14 protein-coding genes are annotated in these 17,076 nt (G+C 39.9%); 1 reads left to right on the plus strand and 13 read right to left on the minus strand.

Annotated elements, in window-relative coordinates; genetic code table 11:
• Positions 1 to 343: 343 nt before the first annotated feature.
• The 3 genes from QMF37_RS16650 to QMF37_RS16660 all read right to left on the minus strand — a co-directional run bounded on the left by QMF37_RS16650 (position 344) and on the right by QMF37_RS16660 (position 3,239).
• The gene (locus QMF37_RS16650) at positions 344 to 2,389 is read right to left on the minus strand and encodes an AAA family ATPase (protein WP_071152942.1); all 2,046 of its coding nucleotides are present in this window, start codon (positions 2,387 to 2,389) and stop codon (positions 344 to 346) included.
• 116 nt (positions 2,390 to 2,505) lie between these two features.
• Positions 2,506 to 2,985 carry a 23S rRNA (pseudouridine(1915)-N(3))-methyltransferase RlmH gene (gene rlmH, locus QMF37_RS16655; RefSeq protein ID WP_071152943.1) on the minus strand — a complete coding sequence of 160 codons (480 nt, stop codon included), beginning with the start codon at positions 2,983 to 2,985 and terminating at the stop codon, positions 2,506 to 2,508.
• 89 nt (positions 2,986 to 3,074) lie between these two features.
• On the minus strand, positions 3,075 to 3,239 hold the full coding sequence (locus tag QMF37_RS16660; protein WP_071152944.1) for a CxxH/CxxC protein: 165 nt from the start codon (positions 3,237 to 3,239) through the stop codon (positions 3,075 to 3,077).
• 387 nt (positions 3,240 to 3,626) lie between these two features.
• On the opposite strand from QMF37_RS16660, the gene QMF37_RS16665 reads away from it, so the two are divergent.
• On the plus strand, positions 3,627 to 4,376 hold the full coding sequence (locus QMF37_RS16665; RefSeq protein ID WP_071152945.1) for an SDR family NAD(P)-dependent oxidoreductase: 750 nt from the start codon (positions 3,627 to 3,629) through the stop codon (positions 4,374 to 4,376).
• 174 nt (positions 4,377 to 4,550) lie between these two features.
• Here the strand turns inward: QMF37_RS16665 and QMF37_RS16670 are convergent, their stop codons facing one another.
• The 10 genes from QMF37_RS16670 to QMF37_RS16715 all read right to left on the minus strand — a co-directional run bounded on the left by QMF37_RS16670 (position 4,551) and on the right by QMF37_RS16715 (position 17,064).
• Entirely contained in the window at positions 4,551 to 5,753 is a 1,203-nt protein-coding gene (locus tag QMF37_RS16670; RefSeq protein WP_071152971.1) for a S1C family serine protease, read from the minus strand.
• Between the two features lie 348 nt (positions 5,754 to 6,101).
• The gene (locus tag QMF37_RS16675; protein ID WP_058383875.1) at positions 6,102 to 6,890 is read right to left on the minus strand and encodes an MBL fold metallo-hydrolase; all 789 of its coding nucleotides are present in this window, start codon (positions 6,888 to 6,890) and stop codon (positions 6,102 to 6,104) included.
• A gap of 13 nt (positions 6,891 to 6,903) precedes the next feature.
• Positions 6,904 to 7,710 (minus strand): two-component system regulatory protein YycI, encoded by an 807-nt coding sequence (locus QMF37_RS16680; RefSeq protein ID WP_058383874.1) that lies wholly within the window; start codon positions 7,708 to 7,710, stop codon positions 6,904 to 6,906.
• Positions 7,697 to 9,040, minus strand: coding sequence for a YycH family regulatory protein (locus QMF37_RS16685; RefSeq protein ID WP_237150096.1), 1,344 nt, complete (start codon positions 9,038 to 9,040; stop codon positions 7,697 to 7,699). The genes QMF37_RS16680 and QMF37_RS16685 overlap by 14 nt, the downstream gene beginning before the upstream one ends.
• Complete coding sequence (walK, locus tag QMF37_RS16690; protein ID WP_058383872.1) at positions 9,031 to 10,857, minus strand: cell wall metabolism sensor histidine kinase WalK; 1,827 nt, start codon at positions 10,855 to 10,857, stop codon at positions 9,031 to 9,033. Before walK ends, QMF37_RS16685 begins: the two co-directional genes overlap by 10 nt.
• A 4-nt stretch (positions 10,858 to 10,861) precedes the next feature.
• The gene (gene yycF, locus QMF37_RS16695) at positions 10,862 to 11,569 is read right to left on the minus strand and encodes a response regulator YycF (protein ID WP_058383871.1); all 708 of its coding nucleotides are present in this window, start codon (positions 11,567 to 11,569) and stop codon (positions 10,862 to 10,864) included.
• A gap of 286 nt (positions 11,570 to 11,855) precedes the next feature.
• Positions 11,856 to 13,142, minus strand: coding sequence for an adenylosuccinate synthase (locus tag QMF37_RS16700; RefSeq protein WP_058383870.1), 1,287 nt, complete (start codon positions 13,140 to 13,142; stop codon positions 11,856 to 11,858).
• A gap of 131 nt (positions 13,143 to 13,273) precedes the next feature.
• A complete protein-coding gene (gene dnaB / locus QMF37_RS16705; protein WP_049693565.1) occupies positions 13,274 to 14,629 on the minus strand; it encodes a replicative DNA helicase in 1,356 nt (451 codons plus the stop codon).
• A gap of 12 nt (positions 14,630 to 14,641) precedes the next feature.
• Entirely contained in the window at positions 14,642 to 15,091 is a 450-nt protein-coding gene (gene rplI, locus QMF37_RS16710; protein WP_058383869.1) for a 50S ribosomal protein L9, read from the minus strand.
• Positions 15,088 to 17,064, minus strand: a complete 1,977-nt coding sequence (locus QMF37_RS16715) for a DHH family phosphoesterase (RefSeq protein WP_071152946.1) — start codon at positions 17,062 to 17,064, stop codon at positions 15,088 to 15,090. The genes rplI and QMF37_RS16715 overlap by 4 nt, the downstream gene beginning before the upstream one ends.
• Between the last annotated feature and the right edge of the window lie 12 nt (positions 17,065 to 17,076).

Raw genomic sequence — 17,076 nt, forward strand, 5'->3', positions numbered from 1 at the left:
TTACGCAAGGCGACGAGGGCGCAAGTCTGTCCAAGAACAGGCTTATCTGACAGCCGCAGTGCAAAACATCAAAAAAATGACCCTTCTGCTTAGCAGAAGGGTCTAAAAACTTCACGTTCTTTTGTTTGTTGACCAATCCACTAAGAAGATAATTGATAAAACCTTAGTTTCTCAACAAGCTGGAAAGAGACAGCCAATGATTGGCTGTCTCTTTTTTGTTAAAAACAGACAACTTTAGAAAATATACTCCAAAAATATATTGTATACCAAAGTCAATCTTTATTGAAAGATTTGCTCTGTGTATCTGAAGAAGTGTGTAATATCTATTTGAAATCTTTTCTTCTCATGAAACTGTTTGCTTTGATGAAACTATATCGGGTATTGGTTTTAATACTTCATCTTTAAAGAATTCTTGAATACTTTGAAATAGTAAAGGGATATCCTCAATCTGTTCATTTTCATATGCTCGATTAAATTCTGATACATAATCGTATGATAGACGAGTTTTTTTTGATTCAACAAATTTGATGAAATCTGGTTTTCTTTTAGTTGCCTCCACTCGTTTACAGTGCAAAAATTGTGTATCTCCAATCAAGTTTGTAAATAAAGAGTCTTCTAAAAAGCTATAGTTTGCATGAGAAAAGCCTTCAAAATCGCTTCCTTCTAATATCTCATTCAATAGATTTTCAAGAACTTTTTTATAAATTTTGGTTGATAGGACATCTTCAATTCTAGTTACTTTATAAGCTGCTTGCGGATTAAAATTATCTAAATTCACTAAATCCACTTTCGATTTCTCAACATTAATTTGAAGTCGCTTCAATTGGATATTGCCAGATGGATCTTTACTAATATCTGTATTGTTAGTTAAATTAGGATCGGTATCTGTTAAGCACAATACTTTTTTTATACTATTAGATTTTTTATCAATTTTTAATGGCATGACTAGTAAACTAAAAATATTTTTAACGTTATCTATTCCGCCAACCGGAATTACTCGTACTTTTTTGGTATCTAATAACGTTTCAAGATATCGCTTGTCAGTACCACCCTCACACAGCAGCAAATATTTTGAGGTATCTTTTCTGATATAAGTTGAGAGGCTGATTGCTAAATCATACATACTTTTAAGTTGAATTTCATCAGGAAATTGCTCTCGATTATCCAAATAGTTATAAAAATCAAAAATAGAAAATTTATTTTCATAACTTGTAGATTCAGATAAATGTAACATTGTTCCATTTTCAATTACTGGAAGAATTCCATACCAATGAGTAGTTACTAAAACTTGATTTCCGTATTCAGTTGAAAGTCTCTCTAACCTTTCGAATTGTTCAAAACAGTGGGAGATATCTTGAGAAATCTCCGGTTCATCAATAGCCAAAATTACATTTCTCCCTGTAGACTCGTTCTCTTTACCTTTATTTTTTAGAAATGCATAGATTACATCAATCATAGCTCTACGTTGTTCTCCAGAGCTTAAATCTTCCAATTCTTTATGAGAACTTTTGAGAGTTCTTTTTGAAAAATAACCTTCTAAAATATTATCCACTATATCAGCTGCTGTTAAATTTTGTTTTCTATTTCTTTGACCTTTGAATTCATAAGTATCGTCTACAATTTTAACTGTACTATTTATTTCTTCTACGAATAATGAAAGTTGGTTATTAATATGATCAATTAATGATTGGCTCTTGCCATCAACTAACATTTTTTCTTTTAACAAGCCTTCAATTTTTAAAATGACATTCTGATTCATAATTTTTTGCATTTGAACATTGTCAATTTTCAATGTTGAACTAGCATGTTGTTCTACTGGAATATATATATAAGTATAATAATTTTCAATTACACTATTAATTAGTTCCAGCGATATACTGTCTAGTTCTTTTTCATATCCTGACATGGGCTTGCTTGTATTTTTCGAATCAACATCTCTTCCAATGACCAAAAGATAATAATCTTTTTGATAATCTCTTTTCAAATTATTGACTTGATTAAAAAAATCAACAATATATGGTCTCCTGATTGCACCCTTAAACGTATCGTTTGCTTCTTCCCACAAAAATCTACTTATACTCTCTAAATTCTTTTTTATTTTTGATGACTGACTTTTAAATTCTGGTGAATGATCAATCCATTTATTAAATGCAACTTTTTCAATAAGGAAAACTGGCGAAATAAACATATCATCTTTATTTTTACTCTGTTTGTTTGCATTCCAAAAACCTTGCTTAAAATAAAAATTTAAAGCTTCTAAAATAGCACTCTTCCCAGTTCCATTTTTTCCGACTATAGTTGTAAACTTGTACGTAGAACTTTTACATAAATGAATATAAGAAGTTTGTGAATACGATTTAAATCCATTTACAAATAATCCAGCTATCATTAAATCACTCCTGAAAATAGAAATTACCATGATGGTATCATAACTTAAACTATTGATATTTATGCCGTTGAAATCCCGAGTAGATAGTTAGTTCACTAGCAAATTCAAAACCTCACTTACTTATGATAAGGTTCACCCTTCATAATCCGAAACGCCCGATAAACCTGCTCCACCAAAATCAACTTCATCAATTGATGAGGAAACGTCATCTTCGAAAACGACAACTTTTCATCAGCCCGCTTTAACACTTCGTCATGTAACCCAAGCGATCCGCCAATCACAAAGACGATTTTACTACGGCCGTAAGTCATCAACGACTCGATGTCTTTTGCGAGCTGCTCTGAGGTTTTCATTTTGCCGTCGATCGCTAAGGCAATGACGTACGCGTCAGCGGAAATTTTCGCCATAATTCGGTCGGCTTCTTTCTTTTTGACGATTTCCATGTCTGCATCACTCAACTGCTCTGGTGCTTTTTCGTCTGCTACTTCGATTTCATTTATTTTTGAATAGCTTCCCAGTCTTTTTATATACTCTTCAATGCCTGATTTCAAATATTTTTCTTTCAACTTTCCTACACTGATAATTGAGATATTCACATCTTATCCCCCTTTACATTAAATTTACAAACAAGTTACGCACATATGTTATGCACATATCCACAGGTTTTTCTACATCTTGTGCCAGATCATTCGTTCGCCACAAGATACGTTGCAGCCTCTTCACAGTAATCACATACTGTGGATAACTTTTCTATTTCTGATAATTCTGTAAGTATGGGGTAGCTTTTTACTTCAGCTACAAACTTGTCTAAGGCATGCTCTACATGGGTTTTACAGCATTTAATCTCCATTTTTTTCACTCCTTTTAAATTCCGAATATTCCACACAGTTATGCACATTTTGTTCCTTTTATCCACAATCTATTTTAACAGAAGCAAAGAGTTACGGATAGCGAAGCTTTTGTTGGCCTGTGGATTGTTAATAATAATTTAACACGCAAAAAGTTATCCACATATTATTCTAACTTCTCTTCCGCTTCTTACATTCTAAAATCTTGATATTTGAATAGTATTTGTTCAAGACAATAAAAAAAACATTCATAGATTAAATCCTTCCCAATCAAGATGAAGTTCATGTCTTCCTTAAATAGCTTATACTCAGATTTCCTTTGCCTATACGAATGTTATATACTGATTTCACATATCTATCACTTTACTATTACATTTGGAGGAGATCTTATGATGTTCGAAAACAAAGTAGTAATTGTTAACGGTGGAACGGATGGAATTGGTAAGGAAGTCGTCTATTTCTTTTGTAAAGAAGGGGCTACTGTTCATTTTACTGGAAGAGATCGTGACAAAGGCTCTCAAGTAGAGAGTGACTGCAACGGCAAAGCTCATTTTTATCAAGTCCATAACGAAAACGTGGATGAAATCGAAAACTTTTTTAAAACACTTGAAGCTGACGAACACCCTGTTGATATTCTATTCAACAATGCGGGCATTCTGTCTACAGGAATGGGGCCTTTGTCTCGAGTAAAGCTAGATGACTGGAATTACTTAATCGCTGTCAATCAAACGGCTATCTTCCTCTACATGAAATATTCTTTACTTGTGATGAGTAAGAAGCGTAATGGAGTCATTATTAACAATGCCGCGATTCTTGGAAACGACAAGGTTAATCCGATGCTACCCGCTTATAGTGGAACAAAAGCAGCCGTTGTCGCGATGACTCAAAGCACGGCACTTCGCTTTGCTAATCTGGGAATCCGCGTCAATTGCATATCTCCTGGCCCTACAGAAACTGACTTATCCATTAATGCATATGGTGGAAAAGAGAATTATGAAAAGCAATCTAAAGGACACCCTAGAGGAAGTTACGGGAAACCCAGTGAGATTGCAGAAGTTGTTTTGTTCTTAGCTTCAGACAAAGCATCTTATATAAACGGTGCGGAAATAGTCGTAGACGGTGGCTATTCCTTAAAATAAACAAATTCAGGATGCCCAAAAGACGATTTTCCTATCTTAAAAAGAATTTTTCACTAGCGAAGGCGCCTACTCCGGAGCGATGGATTTCCACAAAAAAAATGCAGACCCCTCGAATCAATCGAGTTTGTCTACAGTTTAAAACCTGCATAGAAGCTCCTATGCAGGTTTTCTATTTTACAATGCTGAATTATCCACAAGCTCTAATTCAAATTCCATCAGTTCTCCGTTGCGATAAGCGCTAACTTTCAATAAATCTCCGATTTTCTTTTCATTATACAAATGCTGACGCAGCTCAATGATATCTACTATGGCAACTCCGTCCATCTCCACAATGACATCAAACTGTTCCATGCCGGCAGCTTCTGCTGCAGAGCCTTCTACTACAGAATTCACCACAACGCCCTCTGTGACGTCTACAGGAAGCTTTAATGTCTCTTGACGATAGACTTGAGGCACTTGAGCTAAATCAAGCAACGTAACACCCATTGATGGCCGAATCATCTCGCCTTTCTCTTCGAGCGAATTAATAACCGGTATCGCTGAATTGATTGGAATGGAAAAGCCGATTCCTTCTACTGATGATGTTGCGATTTTCATTGAATTGATGCCGATCAACTGTCCAGCCAAATTAACCAACGCACCGCCGCTATTCCCCGGATTGATTGCAGCGTCTGTTTGAAGTACTTCTGCCTGCCAGTCTTCTTGACCATCACCGTTCAAATCCACTGGAACCGCACGATCTTTTCCTGAAACGACACCTGTTGTCACCGATCCTGAAAAATCGAGTCCTAATGGATTACCAATCGCGATAACCGCCTCGCCTTGTTTCAACGCATCCGAATCTCCAAATTGAGCAACCGCCTGTACCTTCGCTCCATCCATTTCCAGAACAGCAAGGTCCGTCCAAATATCGCTACCCACTACTGTCGCCTCGACTTTTGAACCGTCTGACAAAGTGACTTCTACTCCCGTCGCACCATCGATTACATGATGGTTCGTCACAACATATGCTTTGCCGTTATCATTTTTATAAATGACACCAGAGCCTGTTCCAACAGCTTGCTCTTGTTGAGGTGCTTGAGACCAAAAATCTCCAGCCGATTGCAAATTGGTAACGCCCACTACCGCATCCGCTGCTATCTCAACCGCTTCTGTCACATCAGTCGTAATATCAACCGAAACCGCTTCTGAACGCCCTTCCGCTTCCTGCTGAACAATCTGTGTCTCACTACTACTATCCGGTCTCAATTCCGGCATCGAATAAAACAATAACCATACCAACAATGCACCTACTACCACTCCGCCTAAACCTGCAGCAAACGCACCTAAACGACTAGGTCTCTGCCTACCGTTCGGTGTTTGATTGTAATAACCCACCGCACTCATCCTTCCTTTATCTTCTCTATCTATTTACCCCGTTTGAACCATTTATAAGACCTTTATCATTTTAGTTTAAAAATTTCACGTGACCAAAGCAAGTCGGAAAACTTGGTTCCTCCCTACTCATCGTTTATAGAACATCCTCTAGCTGCTTGGAGTGTAAGCGCTCGACTCCTGCGGGAATAGTGCTAGCCGGAGCCACTGGACTGAGCAAAGCGAGGGAAGCGGCAGAGGCTGCACCCGCGGAAAGCAAGCGCTGGAACGGAAAGCTTGCTTACAAATTTCAATGTACAACAAAAAAAGCCATTCGAAAGTCACTTTCATGACCTTTGAACAGCTCTTCTCTTATACAACAATCAACTTAGTCGGTATATTGGCATCGGTATCAAACAAATTCACGTATTCGCCCGTAATAATCCCTTTCGACTGCAAAGTTTGTTCAACACTCATACGCGCCAAATCCTTCATATTATTATCCTTACTCAAATGCGAAAGATAAATACGCGTCGGTTTTTCAGCAAGTACTTCGCTCATCGCGACCGCTGCATCTTCATTGGACACATGACCGACATCGCTTAAAATTCGACGCTTAATCGACCATGGATAACGCCCCATCTGCAACATTCCAACATCGTGATTGCTTTCAAACACATACGAATCCGACGCTTGAATCACACCTTTCATCCGGTCGCTGACATAACCTGTGTCTGTAATCAGCGACAGCTTCCGACCGTTTGCATGAAAGACATAAAACATGGGATCTGCCGCATCGTGCGACACCGCGAACGATTCAATGTCCATCGAACCAAAAGTTTTTATCGTATCCATATCAAAATGGAAGCGCTGCTCTACTGGAACCGCTCCGATTAACCCGTCCATCGCAGTCCACGTTTTCGCATTGGCATAAATCGGCACTTTGTGTTTACGTGCCACAATGCCGAGTCCTTTAATATGATCACTGTGTTCATGTGTCACCAATATTCCATCTAAATCGCTCATTTTTTTACCGATTGCAGCAAACAACTCTTCCATCTTACGACCGCTGAGTCCCGCATCGACTAAAAAAGAATGTTCGCCGTTTTCGATGTAAGTAGCATTGCCGGTTGAACCGCTGGCTAATACACTGAATTGCATAGCAAAAATCTCCCTACTCTATTTCTTCTTGTTTGTTCAATTCGATCACGCCATCTTTTACAGCATTTACGAAATAATCCTCTCGACTACCATCTTTGAGTTCTGCTTCAACATGCCAAGTCGGCACAAACATTTGCCGATTTTTTGATACTTGTACATGTACGGAATAGCCAAGTTCTGTTTTAACGATTTTCAATCCAGGCTTCAACTTGTTTTTTTGATACAGCGTATGAATAGCTGTTACAGCTGTTACTAATTCTTTGGATTCCTGATTTTCGATAACATCTGTGAACATCGTTTGATCGTAGCGGACGATATCCCCTTGGTCGTTCCAATAAACCGTTACTTTTCCACTCTCACTAAAATAAAGAATTTCACCACCAAAGGTTTGGAAAAAAACGGCTCTGTTTTGTTCTTTATCAATTTCCCACAATTCATAAGAAGTGCCTTCGTAAACAGTTTGTTCCATGAATGCATTCAAGGCTTCTACGCTCTCTGCTTCTCCAGTTGGAGAAACCGCTTTTTCAAAGGACACCTGCAGCTGTTTTCCATCTTGAATATTAACTTGAACGTTGTCTTTGGGTGCATCTTTAGAAGTGAAGATTTTCGTCTCACCGCGAATATAAGGCATGCCTTCCAAGTTTTCAGGAAGATTTGAATACGTAATTTTATCTGCAGCTAATTTTTCATCCACTGATGATTCCGAAAGGACTTCTACATTTTTTGCCTCTGTATAGCGATTTAAATACAGCGAATACAAAAAGACATTCAAAATAGAAAAGACAATAATAAAAATGGTTTTGGTTTTATTCCAATCCAAGTTCGCGTCCTCCCGTCAATTCATTCGTCAGCTCTGTCCAACTACCATTCGCTTTAAAATACCATGCGGGCTCAAAAACAGCTACAGTGACGACAGAATCTCCTTCTCTTCTTGTTAATGTATAGGCAAGTGTAATATCGGTTATAGTGGCTAGTTCTTTTTTATCCCCTTGGCTTAAAGCTTTCAGCACTTCTTCTCCCGACATTAACACTCTGGGCTCTTTTTCTGCTTCAGTTTCTAACTGATAGGTCGGGCGAACATAACTATAAACTTGTTCTTCGCCTTCATCTATCCCCCACTTAATATCCAAATCAGTCGTTGTGGAAGTGCTAAAGACCGGTAAATCGCCTACGTATAATTGATACTTAATTTGCTGATTTACTGAATTCATTCCTGCGAATAAATACTTATCCGTCCAACCACCATGCGCATTAACGTAGCTGAGAGAATCGAATAACAAGTCAGAGGGAATAGCTGGATCAGATGTTTCAGCTTTTGGCTGGATATAGCTAATACTTTTAGTCGTTAAATTTTCTCTCATCAATGCTCCAGAATCGTCTGTATACTCTTGTGTCATTAAGTCCGCAGATAATCCAAGTGAAGGACTGTCGAGCAAAGCTTCAGCAAATTTTGCATTCGGCGTTTCCTCTAGTACATAATCCACACTTTCTTTCTCAACTTGGCCTTTTTGTACATAAATCGGCAAAGTGCCAATTGTTTCATCTGTTACGTAAGTTTCGTAGTTGGCAGCTTGATCTCCAATTTCTGTTTGAAATTGATCCAGGTCTTCTGGACGAATATCTGCTTTGTAGATTCTTCCAGACAACGTATTGATAAAGTACAAGGTCGGTTGACCGTTCGCCAGTGTTTCCCATTCGATGATAAGCCTGTCAAACGAAGATTCTGGAATTGTTGCATCCACGATATTGTTAATCGAATCAAATACAGGGAGTGGAACCAATCCTGGATAGTAAAGAACTGTTCGCTTAGAACTATGCATATAAGACGTTAACGTTGCAGGAGGTGCTTCTTCTTGTACGAGTCTTATATTCTTTATTTCCCATTGTTGCAATGAATCGACCAGCACTTCGATATTGGTTTGGTCGACTGTTCCAGTCACTAACTCCTCATCATGAAACAGCAGTTTTACCGGACGAACAATTTCTTCAATATTCTTAGTTTCTGCTATCGGTGTTTCTACTGTCGTCGATGGTTCAATGGTTTTGTGCGTTGGAGTGAAAGTCCAGATCGTAAAGGTCAATGCCAGACTAAGTAGAATCAGCAAAAATAAGGCAACTGACTTAATTAGCTCTACATATTTCAATCCCACTCACCTCCATCATCCATCTCGAATGGCAGCGTAAAGAATATATTGGTCCCTTTTCCGAACTTGCTCTCTGCCCAGATGACACCACCGTGCGCATTAATCATTTCTTTAGAAATGGCCAACCCTAAGCCGGTTCCGCCCATTTCGCGAGATCTCGCGCGGTCGACACGGTAAAAACGATCAAAAATCCGATCGACATTTTCTTTCGGAATCCCCATGCCTTGATCACTAATTTGAATCAACAAAGATCCTTCTTCTACAGTCATATCAAAACGGACTTTGCCACCTTTTGGAGAGTATTTCAAGGCGTTGGAAATAATATTATCGATTACTTGCGTTAATTTATCGGGATCAATTTCGACAAAATACTGCTCTTTTGGTAAATGACGTTCAAAATCCACTTTGTGTGATTTCGACATTTCAAAACGATCAATAATACGATTGAAAAAGACATTAAATTCAACCATTTCCTTGCTCAATTCCGTCTCACTAGAATCCATTTTCGATAATTTCAACAAATCATTAACAAGTCGAATCATTCGTTCTGTTTCTGTTTGAGTGACATTTAAAAAGTTTGGTGCCAAGTCTGGATCTTGCCACGCACCGTCCGCTAAGGCTTCTAAATAACTGCGCATCGTCGTTAATGGCGTCCGCAATTCATGTGATACGTTGGCGACAAATTCGCGGCGTTCCATATCAATTTTTTCTTGCTCCGTATTGTCATGCAATACAGCAATTAATCCATTAACAAAACCTGTTTCCTTTTGGATAACAGAGAATGTTGTCCGAAGCAAAGTGCTTTGATCATAAGAACTAAAATCGAGCGTTATAGCTTCTTTCATATCTATCAAATCTTCAAAAGTATATTCTTCATCGAGACCTAGTATGCTTGTTACAGGGCGATTTATCACCGTTTCACGTGAAACATTAAGCAATTGCAATGCCGGATCATTAATTAAAATAATTCGACCTCGTCGATCAGTTGATAATACACCGTCTGTCATATTCGAAAGAACCGAAGCCAATTTACGTCGTTCACTTTCAGTAGACTGTTGGGATTCCTGCAGCCTATTTGTTAAATGGTTAAAAGCACGAGCAAGCTGGCCAATTTCGTCATCGCTATAAACCCTAACTTTGCGTGAAAAATTCCCTTTTGCCATAGCCTGCGCCTGTCTACGCATGTCGGCAATTGGTCGCGAAATCGTTTGGGCAACTAGAATACCTAAAATTGCCGTAATTACTAGCGATATGGCCGTACCAACAGCGAGTATCGAGTTAATATCGTCCATTTGGTCATATACATTTTCAATTTCTGCCACGACGTATAAAGTTCCGAGGAACTCTCCACCGGCGGCAACAATTGGCAAGGTACGGACCCAAATACGCTCTTCACTGTCAGGATCAACATATGTCTGCTCAAGTCCGATTTCTCCGATAATGGATTGCCGCACTAAATCATTTGTTGAACGTTGACCGATCAGCGCTTGGTTTTCGATTACCGAAGACGCCAGAATACTGTACCGCGTGTTAACAACACGGATTTCACTAATATCATCCGATTTAAAACCATATAATACCGTCCGCAAAGTTTGCTCGAGCGTCAAGCTTTCTTCTGTACGTTCTTTAATCATTTCTTCCCGCACACTAAATTCGATAATTTCCATACGATCTTCAATTGAATTTTCAAAATTACCTTTTAGCGTTTCTTCAAGCTGTTGAGCGAAGTACAGTCCTATGATCTGCATCGCTAGTAAAATCAGCAGAATATAAATCAAAACAAATTTCACATGTATCGATTTCAAAAAATTAAATTTTGACATTTAACTACTCCTGTTCAGGATTTCGTAAATAATACCCTACGCCACGTCTTGTCACGATCCATGCAGGATGGCTTGGATTGTCCTCGATTTTTTCGCGTAAACGACGCACTGTAACGTCTACTGTCCGGACATCTCCAAAATAATCGTAGCCCCACACAGTTTGCAACAAATGCTCACGTGTCATAACTTGTCCAATATGCTTGCCAAGATAGTGAAGCAACTCAAATTCACGGTGAGTCAGTTCGATCGTCTCGTCACGCTTTAAGACTAGATACGCATCTGGCTGAATCGTCAAAGAACCAACTTGAATATCATTTGAATTGGGTCCTTCTTCTTCAGCTGGTGCAATGTTTTGACGACGTAAATTCGCTTTGACACGGGCAATCAATTCACGTGTTGAAAATGGCTTTGTAACATAATCATCGGCACCTAGTTCTAAGCCCAAAACTTTATCGATTTCTGAGTCTTTTGCCGTTAACATAATGATGGGAAAATCAAATTTCTTACGAATCTCACGGCATACTTCCATGCCGTCACGGTTTGGTAACATGATATCCAGCAACATTAAATCCGGCTGAATTTCTTCTGCAATTTTGATCGCTTCGTCCCCGTCATATGCACATACGACGTTAAAACCTTCTTTTTTTAAGTTGAATTGCAAAATATCTGCAATTGGTTTCTCATCGTCTACAACTAGAATTGTTTTACTCATCATTTTTCTCCCCTTTTTCTTTCAACTTGACACCCTTTTTCTTACCGTTGCACATTCTTTACTACCCTATACTTTATCATTGTTCAGACTAATCCGCATCTATCTGTAGCTAAACACCGTGCCCATTCAACTGCCCAAAAATTAATTGTCTCTCTCAAAACATCAAAAAGCAGCCGCTCATAGGCGACTGCTTGGTAAAAACGATATAAGTTGAGTCAAGGGTAAAAATTGAAAAGCTCGTTAGAAGAAAACACGAAAAGCATTTATCTGCAGCAATTTAATAACATTATCTCCAAACACTTGTCACAATGTTTGTTTGGTTACGGTCAGGACCGACAGAGAAAATCGAAATTTGAACGCCTGTCAATTGTGCAATGCGCTCCAAATAATGACGTGCATTATCAGGAAGCTCGTCTAACGATTTGCAGCTCGTTACGTCTTCCGACCAACCTGGAAGTTCTTCATAAACAGGCTCACATTCAGCAAGCATACGCAAGTTTGCTGGATATTCTGTAATTAGCTCTCCGTTATGACGATAAGCTGTACAAATTTTCACGGTTTCAAGACCTGTTAATACATCGATTGAGTTAACTGTTAGATCTGTCAAACCACTAACACGTCTTGCATGGCGGACAACTACACTATCAAACCAACCAATGCGGCGTGGACGTCCAGTTGTAGTTCCGTATTCTTTACCAACTTCGCGGATTTGTTGACCCACTTCGTCAAACAATTCCGTTGGGAACGGGCCGTCTCCGACACGTGAAGTATAAGCTTTACAAACTCCAATAACATGCTGAATTGTTGTGGGACCAACGCCTGCACCGATTGTCACTCCGCCCGCTACAGGGTTCGAAGATGTCACATACGGATAAGTTCCTTGGTCGATGTCGAGCATCACACCTTGAGCGCCTTCAAACAATACACGGCGACCATCGTCGATTGCATCGTTCAACACTTTTGATGTATCTGTTACGTATTTAGCGATTTCTTGACCATATGCATAATATTCTTCCATAATTTCTTCTACAGTAAAACCTTCTGTTTCATAGAATTTCTCAAACAGACGGTTTTTCTCTTTTAAGTTCATGCGCAGTTTTTCCTCGAACACAACGTGATCCAATAAATCCGCCATGCGAATTCCGACACGTGCTGCTTTGTCCATATAAGCAGGGCCGATGCCTTTGCCCGTTGTTCCGATTTTATTTGCTCCGCGGCGTGCTTCTTCCACTTCATCTTGCTTGATGTGGTATGGCAATAAAACGTGTGCGCGGTTAGAAATACGCAAGTTCTCCGTTGTTACGCCACGGTCATGAAGACCTTTTAACTCTTTCACAAGTGCTTTCGGATCTACGACCATACCGTTACCGATTACAGATGTCTTATCTTTATAGAAAATCCCTGAAGGAATCAAATGCAGTTTGTACGTTTCTCCACCAAAAATAATGGTATGTCCAGCGTTGTTTCCGCCTTGGTAACGTGCAATTACTTCTGCATGTTCAGATAGAAAATCTGTGATTTTCCCTTTTCCTTCGTCTCCCCATTGCGTTCCTACTACTACGACTGATGTCATAATCCGCACCTCCGTTAGGCATATGCCCTATCTCAAACAGTTTTTATTGTACCAATTAAACAGGAAATCGTCAATACGCAACAGAAGAAAACACGAACATATAAATGTGTTACCACATTTAATGTTCGTGTTTAAAAGTCTCCACCTGATTCATGTTGACTCCAATCGATGGTAACGAATTTATTATATTCTTTCACAAATGCCAGTTTTACCGTACCCGTTGGACCATTACGTTGTTTGGCGATGATGATTTCGATCATGTTCTGATCTTCGGTTTCTTTGTCATAATAATCTTCACGGTACAAGAAGGATACAATATCAGCATCCTGCTCAATACTTCCTGATTCACGTAAATCCGACATCATCGGCCGCTTGTCTTGCCTTTGCTCGACTCCACGAGATAACTGAGACAACGCAATAACCGGTACCTCTAACTCACGAGCTAAGCCTTTCAACGAACGGGAAATATCCGATACTTCTTGCTGACGGTTTTCTCCTGAACGTCCAGGTCCTTGAATTAGCTGAAGATAATCAATCATAATCATGCCAAGTCCATATTCCTGTTTGAGTCGACGACATTTGGCACGAATATCGTTCACTCGAATTCCGGGCGTATCATCGATGAAAATTCCAGCATTTGATAAACTCCCCATAGCCATTGTCAACTTGCGCCAATCTTCGTTTTGAAGTGCTCCTGTCCGTAATACCTGTGCATCGATATTACCTTCCGCACATAGCATACGCATGACGAGCTGTTCAGCACCCATCTCCAAACTGAAAATCGCGACGTTTTCGTCTGTTTTCGTTGCAACATTTTGTGCCACGTTCAAAGCGAAAGCAGTCTTACCAACAGAAGGCCGTGCAGCCACGATAATCAAGTCGTTTCGCTGAAATCCTGCTGTTACCTTATCAAGGTCACGGAAGCCTGTAGGGATCCCTGTAACGTCTCCTTTGCGGGTATGCAGCAACTCGATATTATCATAGGTCTTAACTAAAACGTCTTTGATGTGAATAAAATCGCCGGCATTCTTACGATTCGACACTTCCATCATTTTTTTTTCAGCTTCAGCAAGCAAGGCTTCTACTTCGTCTTCACGTGTAAACCCATCCTCTACAATCGTTGTCGCTACTCGAATGAGGCGGCGCAATATCGCTTTCTCTTCCACAATATGAGCGTAATGCGCAACGTTTGCTGCCGTTGGTACGGCGTTAGCGATTTCCGTTAAATAAGATAAACCGCCAACGTCCTCTAATTCTTTTTTGACAGAAAGCTCTTCTGTCACAGTCACAACATCAATTGCTTTTCCGTGATCCGCTAAATTCAGCATCGTCTGGAAAATCTTTTGATGGGCAATCCGGTAAAAATCTTCTGCCATGACGATTTCAGCAACCGTGATCAGAGAAGGTGGCTCTAAAAAGATGGCACCAATCACCGATTGCTCAGCTTCGTGGTTGTGCGGGGGGACACGATCTATCGTTTCGTTCATCGGTGTCTCACCTTACGCTTCTTCGGTAACGTGAACTCGAAGTGTAGCGGTCACATCCTGATGCAATTTTACAGGAATATTCGTATAGCCAAGCGCGCGAATGGCATCGTCTAATTCCATTTTACGTTTGTCTAATTTGATACCATTTTTCTTCTCAAGAGCTGTCGCTACTTGTTTCGTCGTAATTGATCCGAAAATACGTCCGCCTTCTCCAGATTTAGCAGTCAATTCGATTGTTAAGCTTTCTAGTTTTTCCTTCAACTGTTCTGCTTCTTGACGCTCTAGGTCAGCTTCTTTTTGCTCTTTTTTCTTTTGTCCATCCAATTTGCTAATGGTTGCTTGGTTTGCTTCAATCGCCCAATTGTTTTTCAATAAGAAGTTATGCGCATAACCATCCGCTACATTTTTAATTTCACCTTTTTTACCTTTACCTTTTACGTCTTTCAAAAATATCACTTTCATTCGTTTGTTCCTCCTTCAGTATCTTCTAAAATTACCACTTTTAATTGTTCAACGGCTTGTTCGATTGTGGTATTCGGCATTTGAGTGGCCGCATTGGTTAAATGACCACCCCCGCCGAGATTTTCCATAATAATTTGAACGTTGACTTCACCTAGTGACCGTGCACTGATGCCAATGCCACCTTCTGTACGCTCAGCGACCACAAAGGATGCATTAACATCTTTCATCGTCAGCAGGATATCTGCTGTTTGAGCAATCAGAACAGGACTGTAAACGCGATCAGACTCACCTCTTGCAATAGCAATGCCTTCACCGGCAAATTCTACTGTCTGAACGATTTTCGCACGTTCCACGTACGTTTCTAAATCTTCTTTTAGAATGCGTTGGACGAGCACCGTATCAGCTCCGTTCGAACGCAAGTAAGACGCAGCTTCGAATGTTCGAGCTCCTGTTCTCAATGTGAAGCTCTTCGTGTCTACTATAATACCAGCCAACATCGCTGTCGCTTCAAGCATTGATAACTTTTCATGCTTTGGCTGATATTCGATGAGTTCAGTCACCAATTCAGCTGTTGATGATGCATAGGGCTCCATATAAACAAGCATTGTATTGGTAATAAATTCTTCACCTCTTCGGTGATGGTCAATTAAAACAACGCGTTCCATCCGTTGCAGCACACGTTCATCGATGACCATCGATGGTTTATGCGTATCTACGACGACAAGTAGTGAATGCTCGGTCATATTTGCTAACGCTTCTTCAGGCGTGATAAACTGCGCAAACAGTTCAGGGTCTCCTTCAATGGCTTCCATCAACCTCATGACGCTACGATCGTATTCATCAAAATCAAGAATAATTCGTCCTTTGACTTTATTCATGGCCGCCATTTTTGCTACACCCACTGCAGCACCAATCGAATCCATATCCGGCATTTTATGGCCCATGATGAACACTTGATCACTTTCTTGAATCAAATCACGCAGCGCGTGCGAAATAACGCGCGCCCTGACACGTGTTCGTTTTTCAACCGGATTGGTCTTGCCACCATAAAATTTCACTTTTCCACTCGGATGTTTAATAGCGACTTGGTCTCCACCACGTCCGAGAACTAGGTCAAGTCCTGACTGAGCCAGTCCACCAAGCTCAACTAGCGACGCAGAACCAGCACCTACACCGATACTCAACGTCAGCGCTAAATTATCTTTAGATGTGACTTCACGGATATCATCCAAAATAGCGAATTTCGACAACTCCAGCTCTTTTAAAATCGATTCATTGAAAACAGCCATAAAACGCTCAGAGGAAATGCGTTTCACGAAAATGCCATGCTTTGCGCCCCATTGATTGACGAGCGACGTTACTAAACTACTTAAATTACTCCGCGTCTGGTCGTCCATTCCTTGTGCAAGTTCATCGTAATTATCAATGAATAAAATACCGATAACGGTACGATCCGCGTAATAAAGCGTCTCAATCTCTACCTGCTCCGTAATATCGAAAAGATAAAACAAGCGATCGTCCGCTTTATAATAGACACGGTATTTCCGATCTCCTAACGCGATCGTCATTTCTGTCGTTTCTTCAGATTTTACTAATGGATGAAAATCATCAGAAAGTGTATAAAGTGACTCTCCAATTAATGAATCGTACTTAAGGGTCGTAGTCATATAGGGATTTGCCCACTCAATATGATAATGTTCATTGACTAGCAAAATTCCGATTGGCATCTCGAGCAATGCTTCCTCGCCGACTTTCTTCATTCGGTAAGACAATGCTTCAATGTGTTTTTCAGTAGCCTCATAGACTCTTTTTTCTGTTACCCAAGTTATGGTAAAAACTAGCACAAAAAGCAGTATAAAGATGCCAGCTGCCCATTCCGACCAAAGTGAAATTAGAATGGATGCGGCCATACCAAGAACTAGCAAGGCGATAAGTGGATATCGAAGTTTTCTTTTTCTGAAAAAAGCCGACATTATTCTTCAGCT

It is taken from the genome of Planococcus sp. S3-L1 (assembly GCF_030063085.1).
GTDB classification, from domain to species: domain Bacteria; phylum Bacillota; class Bacilli; order Bacillales_A; family Planococcaceae; genus Planococcus; species Planococcus kocurii.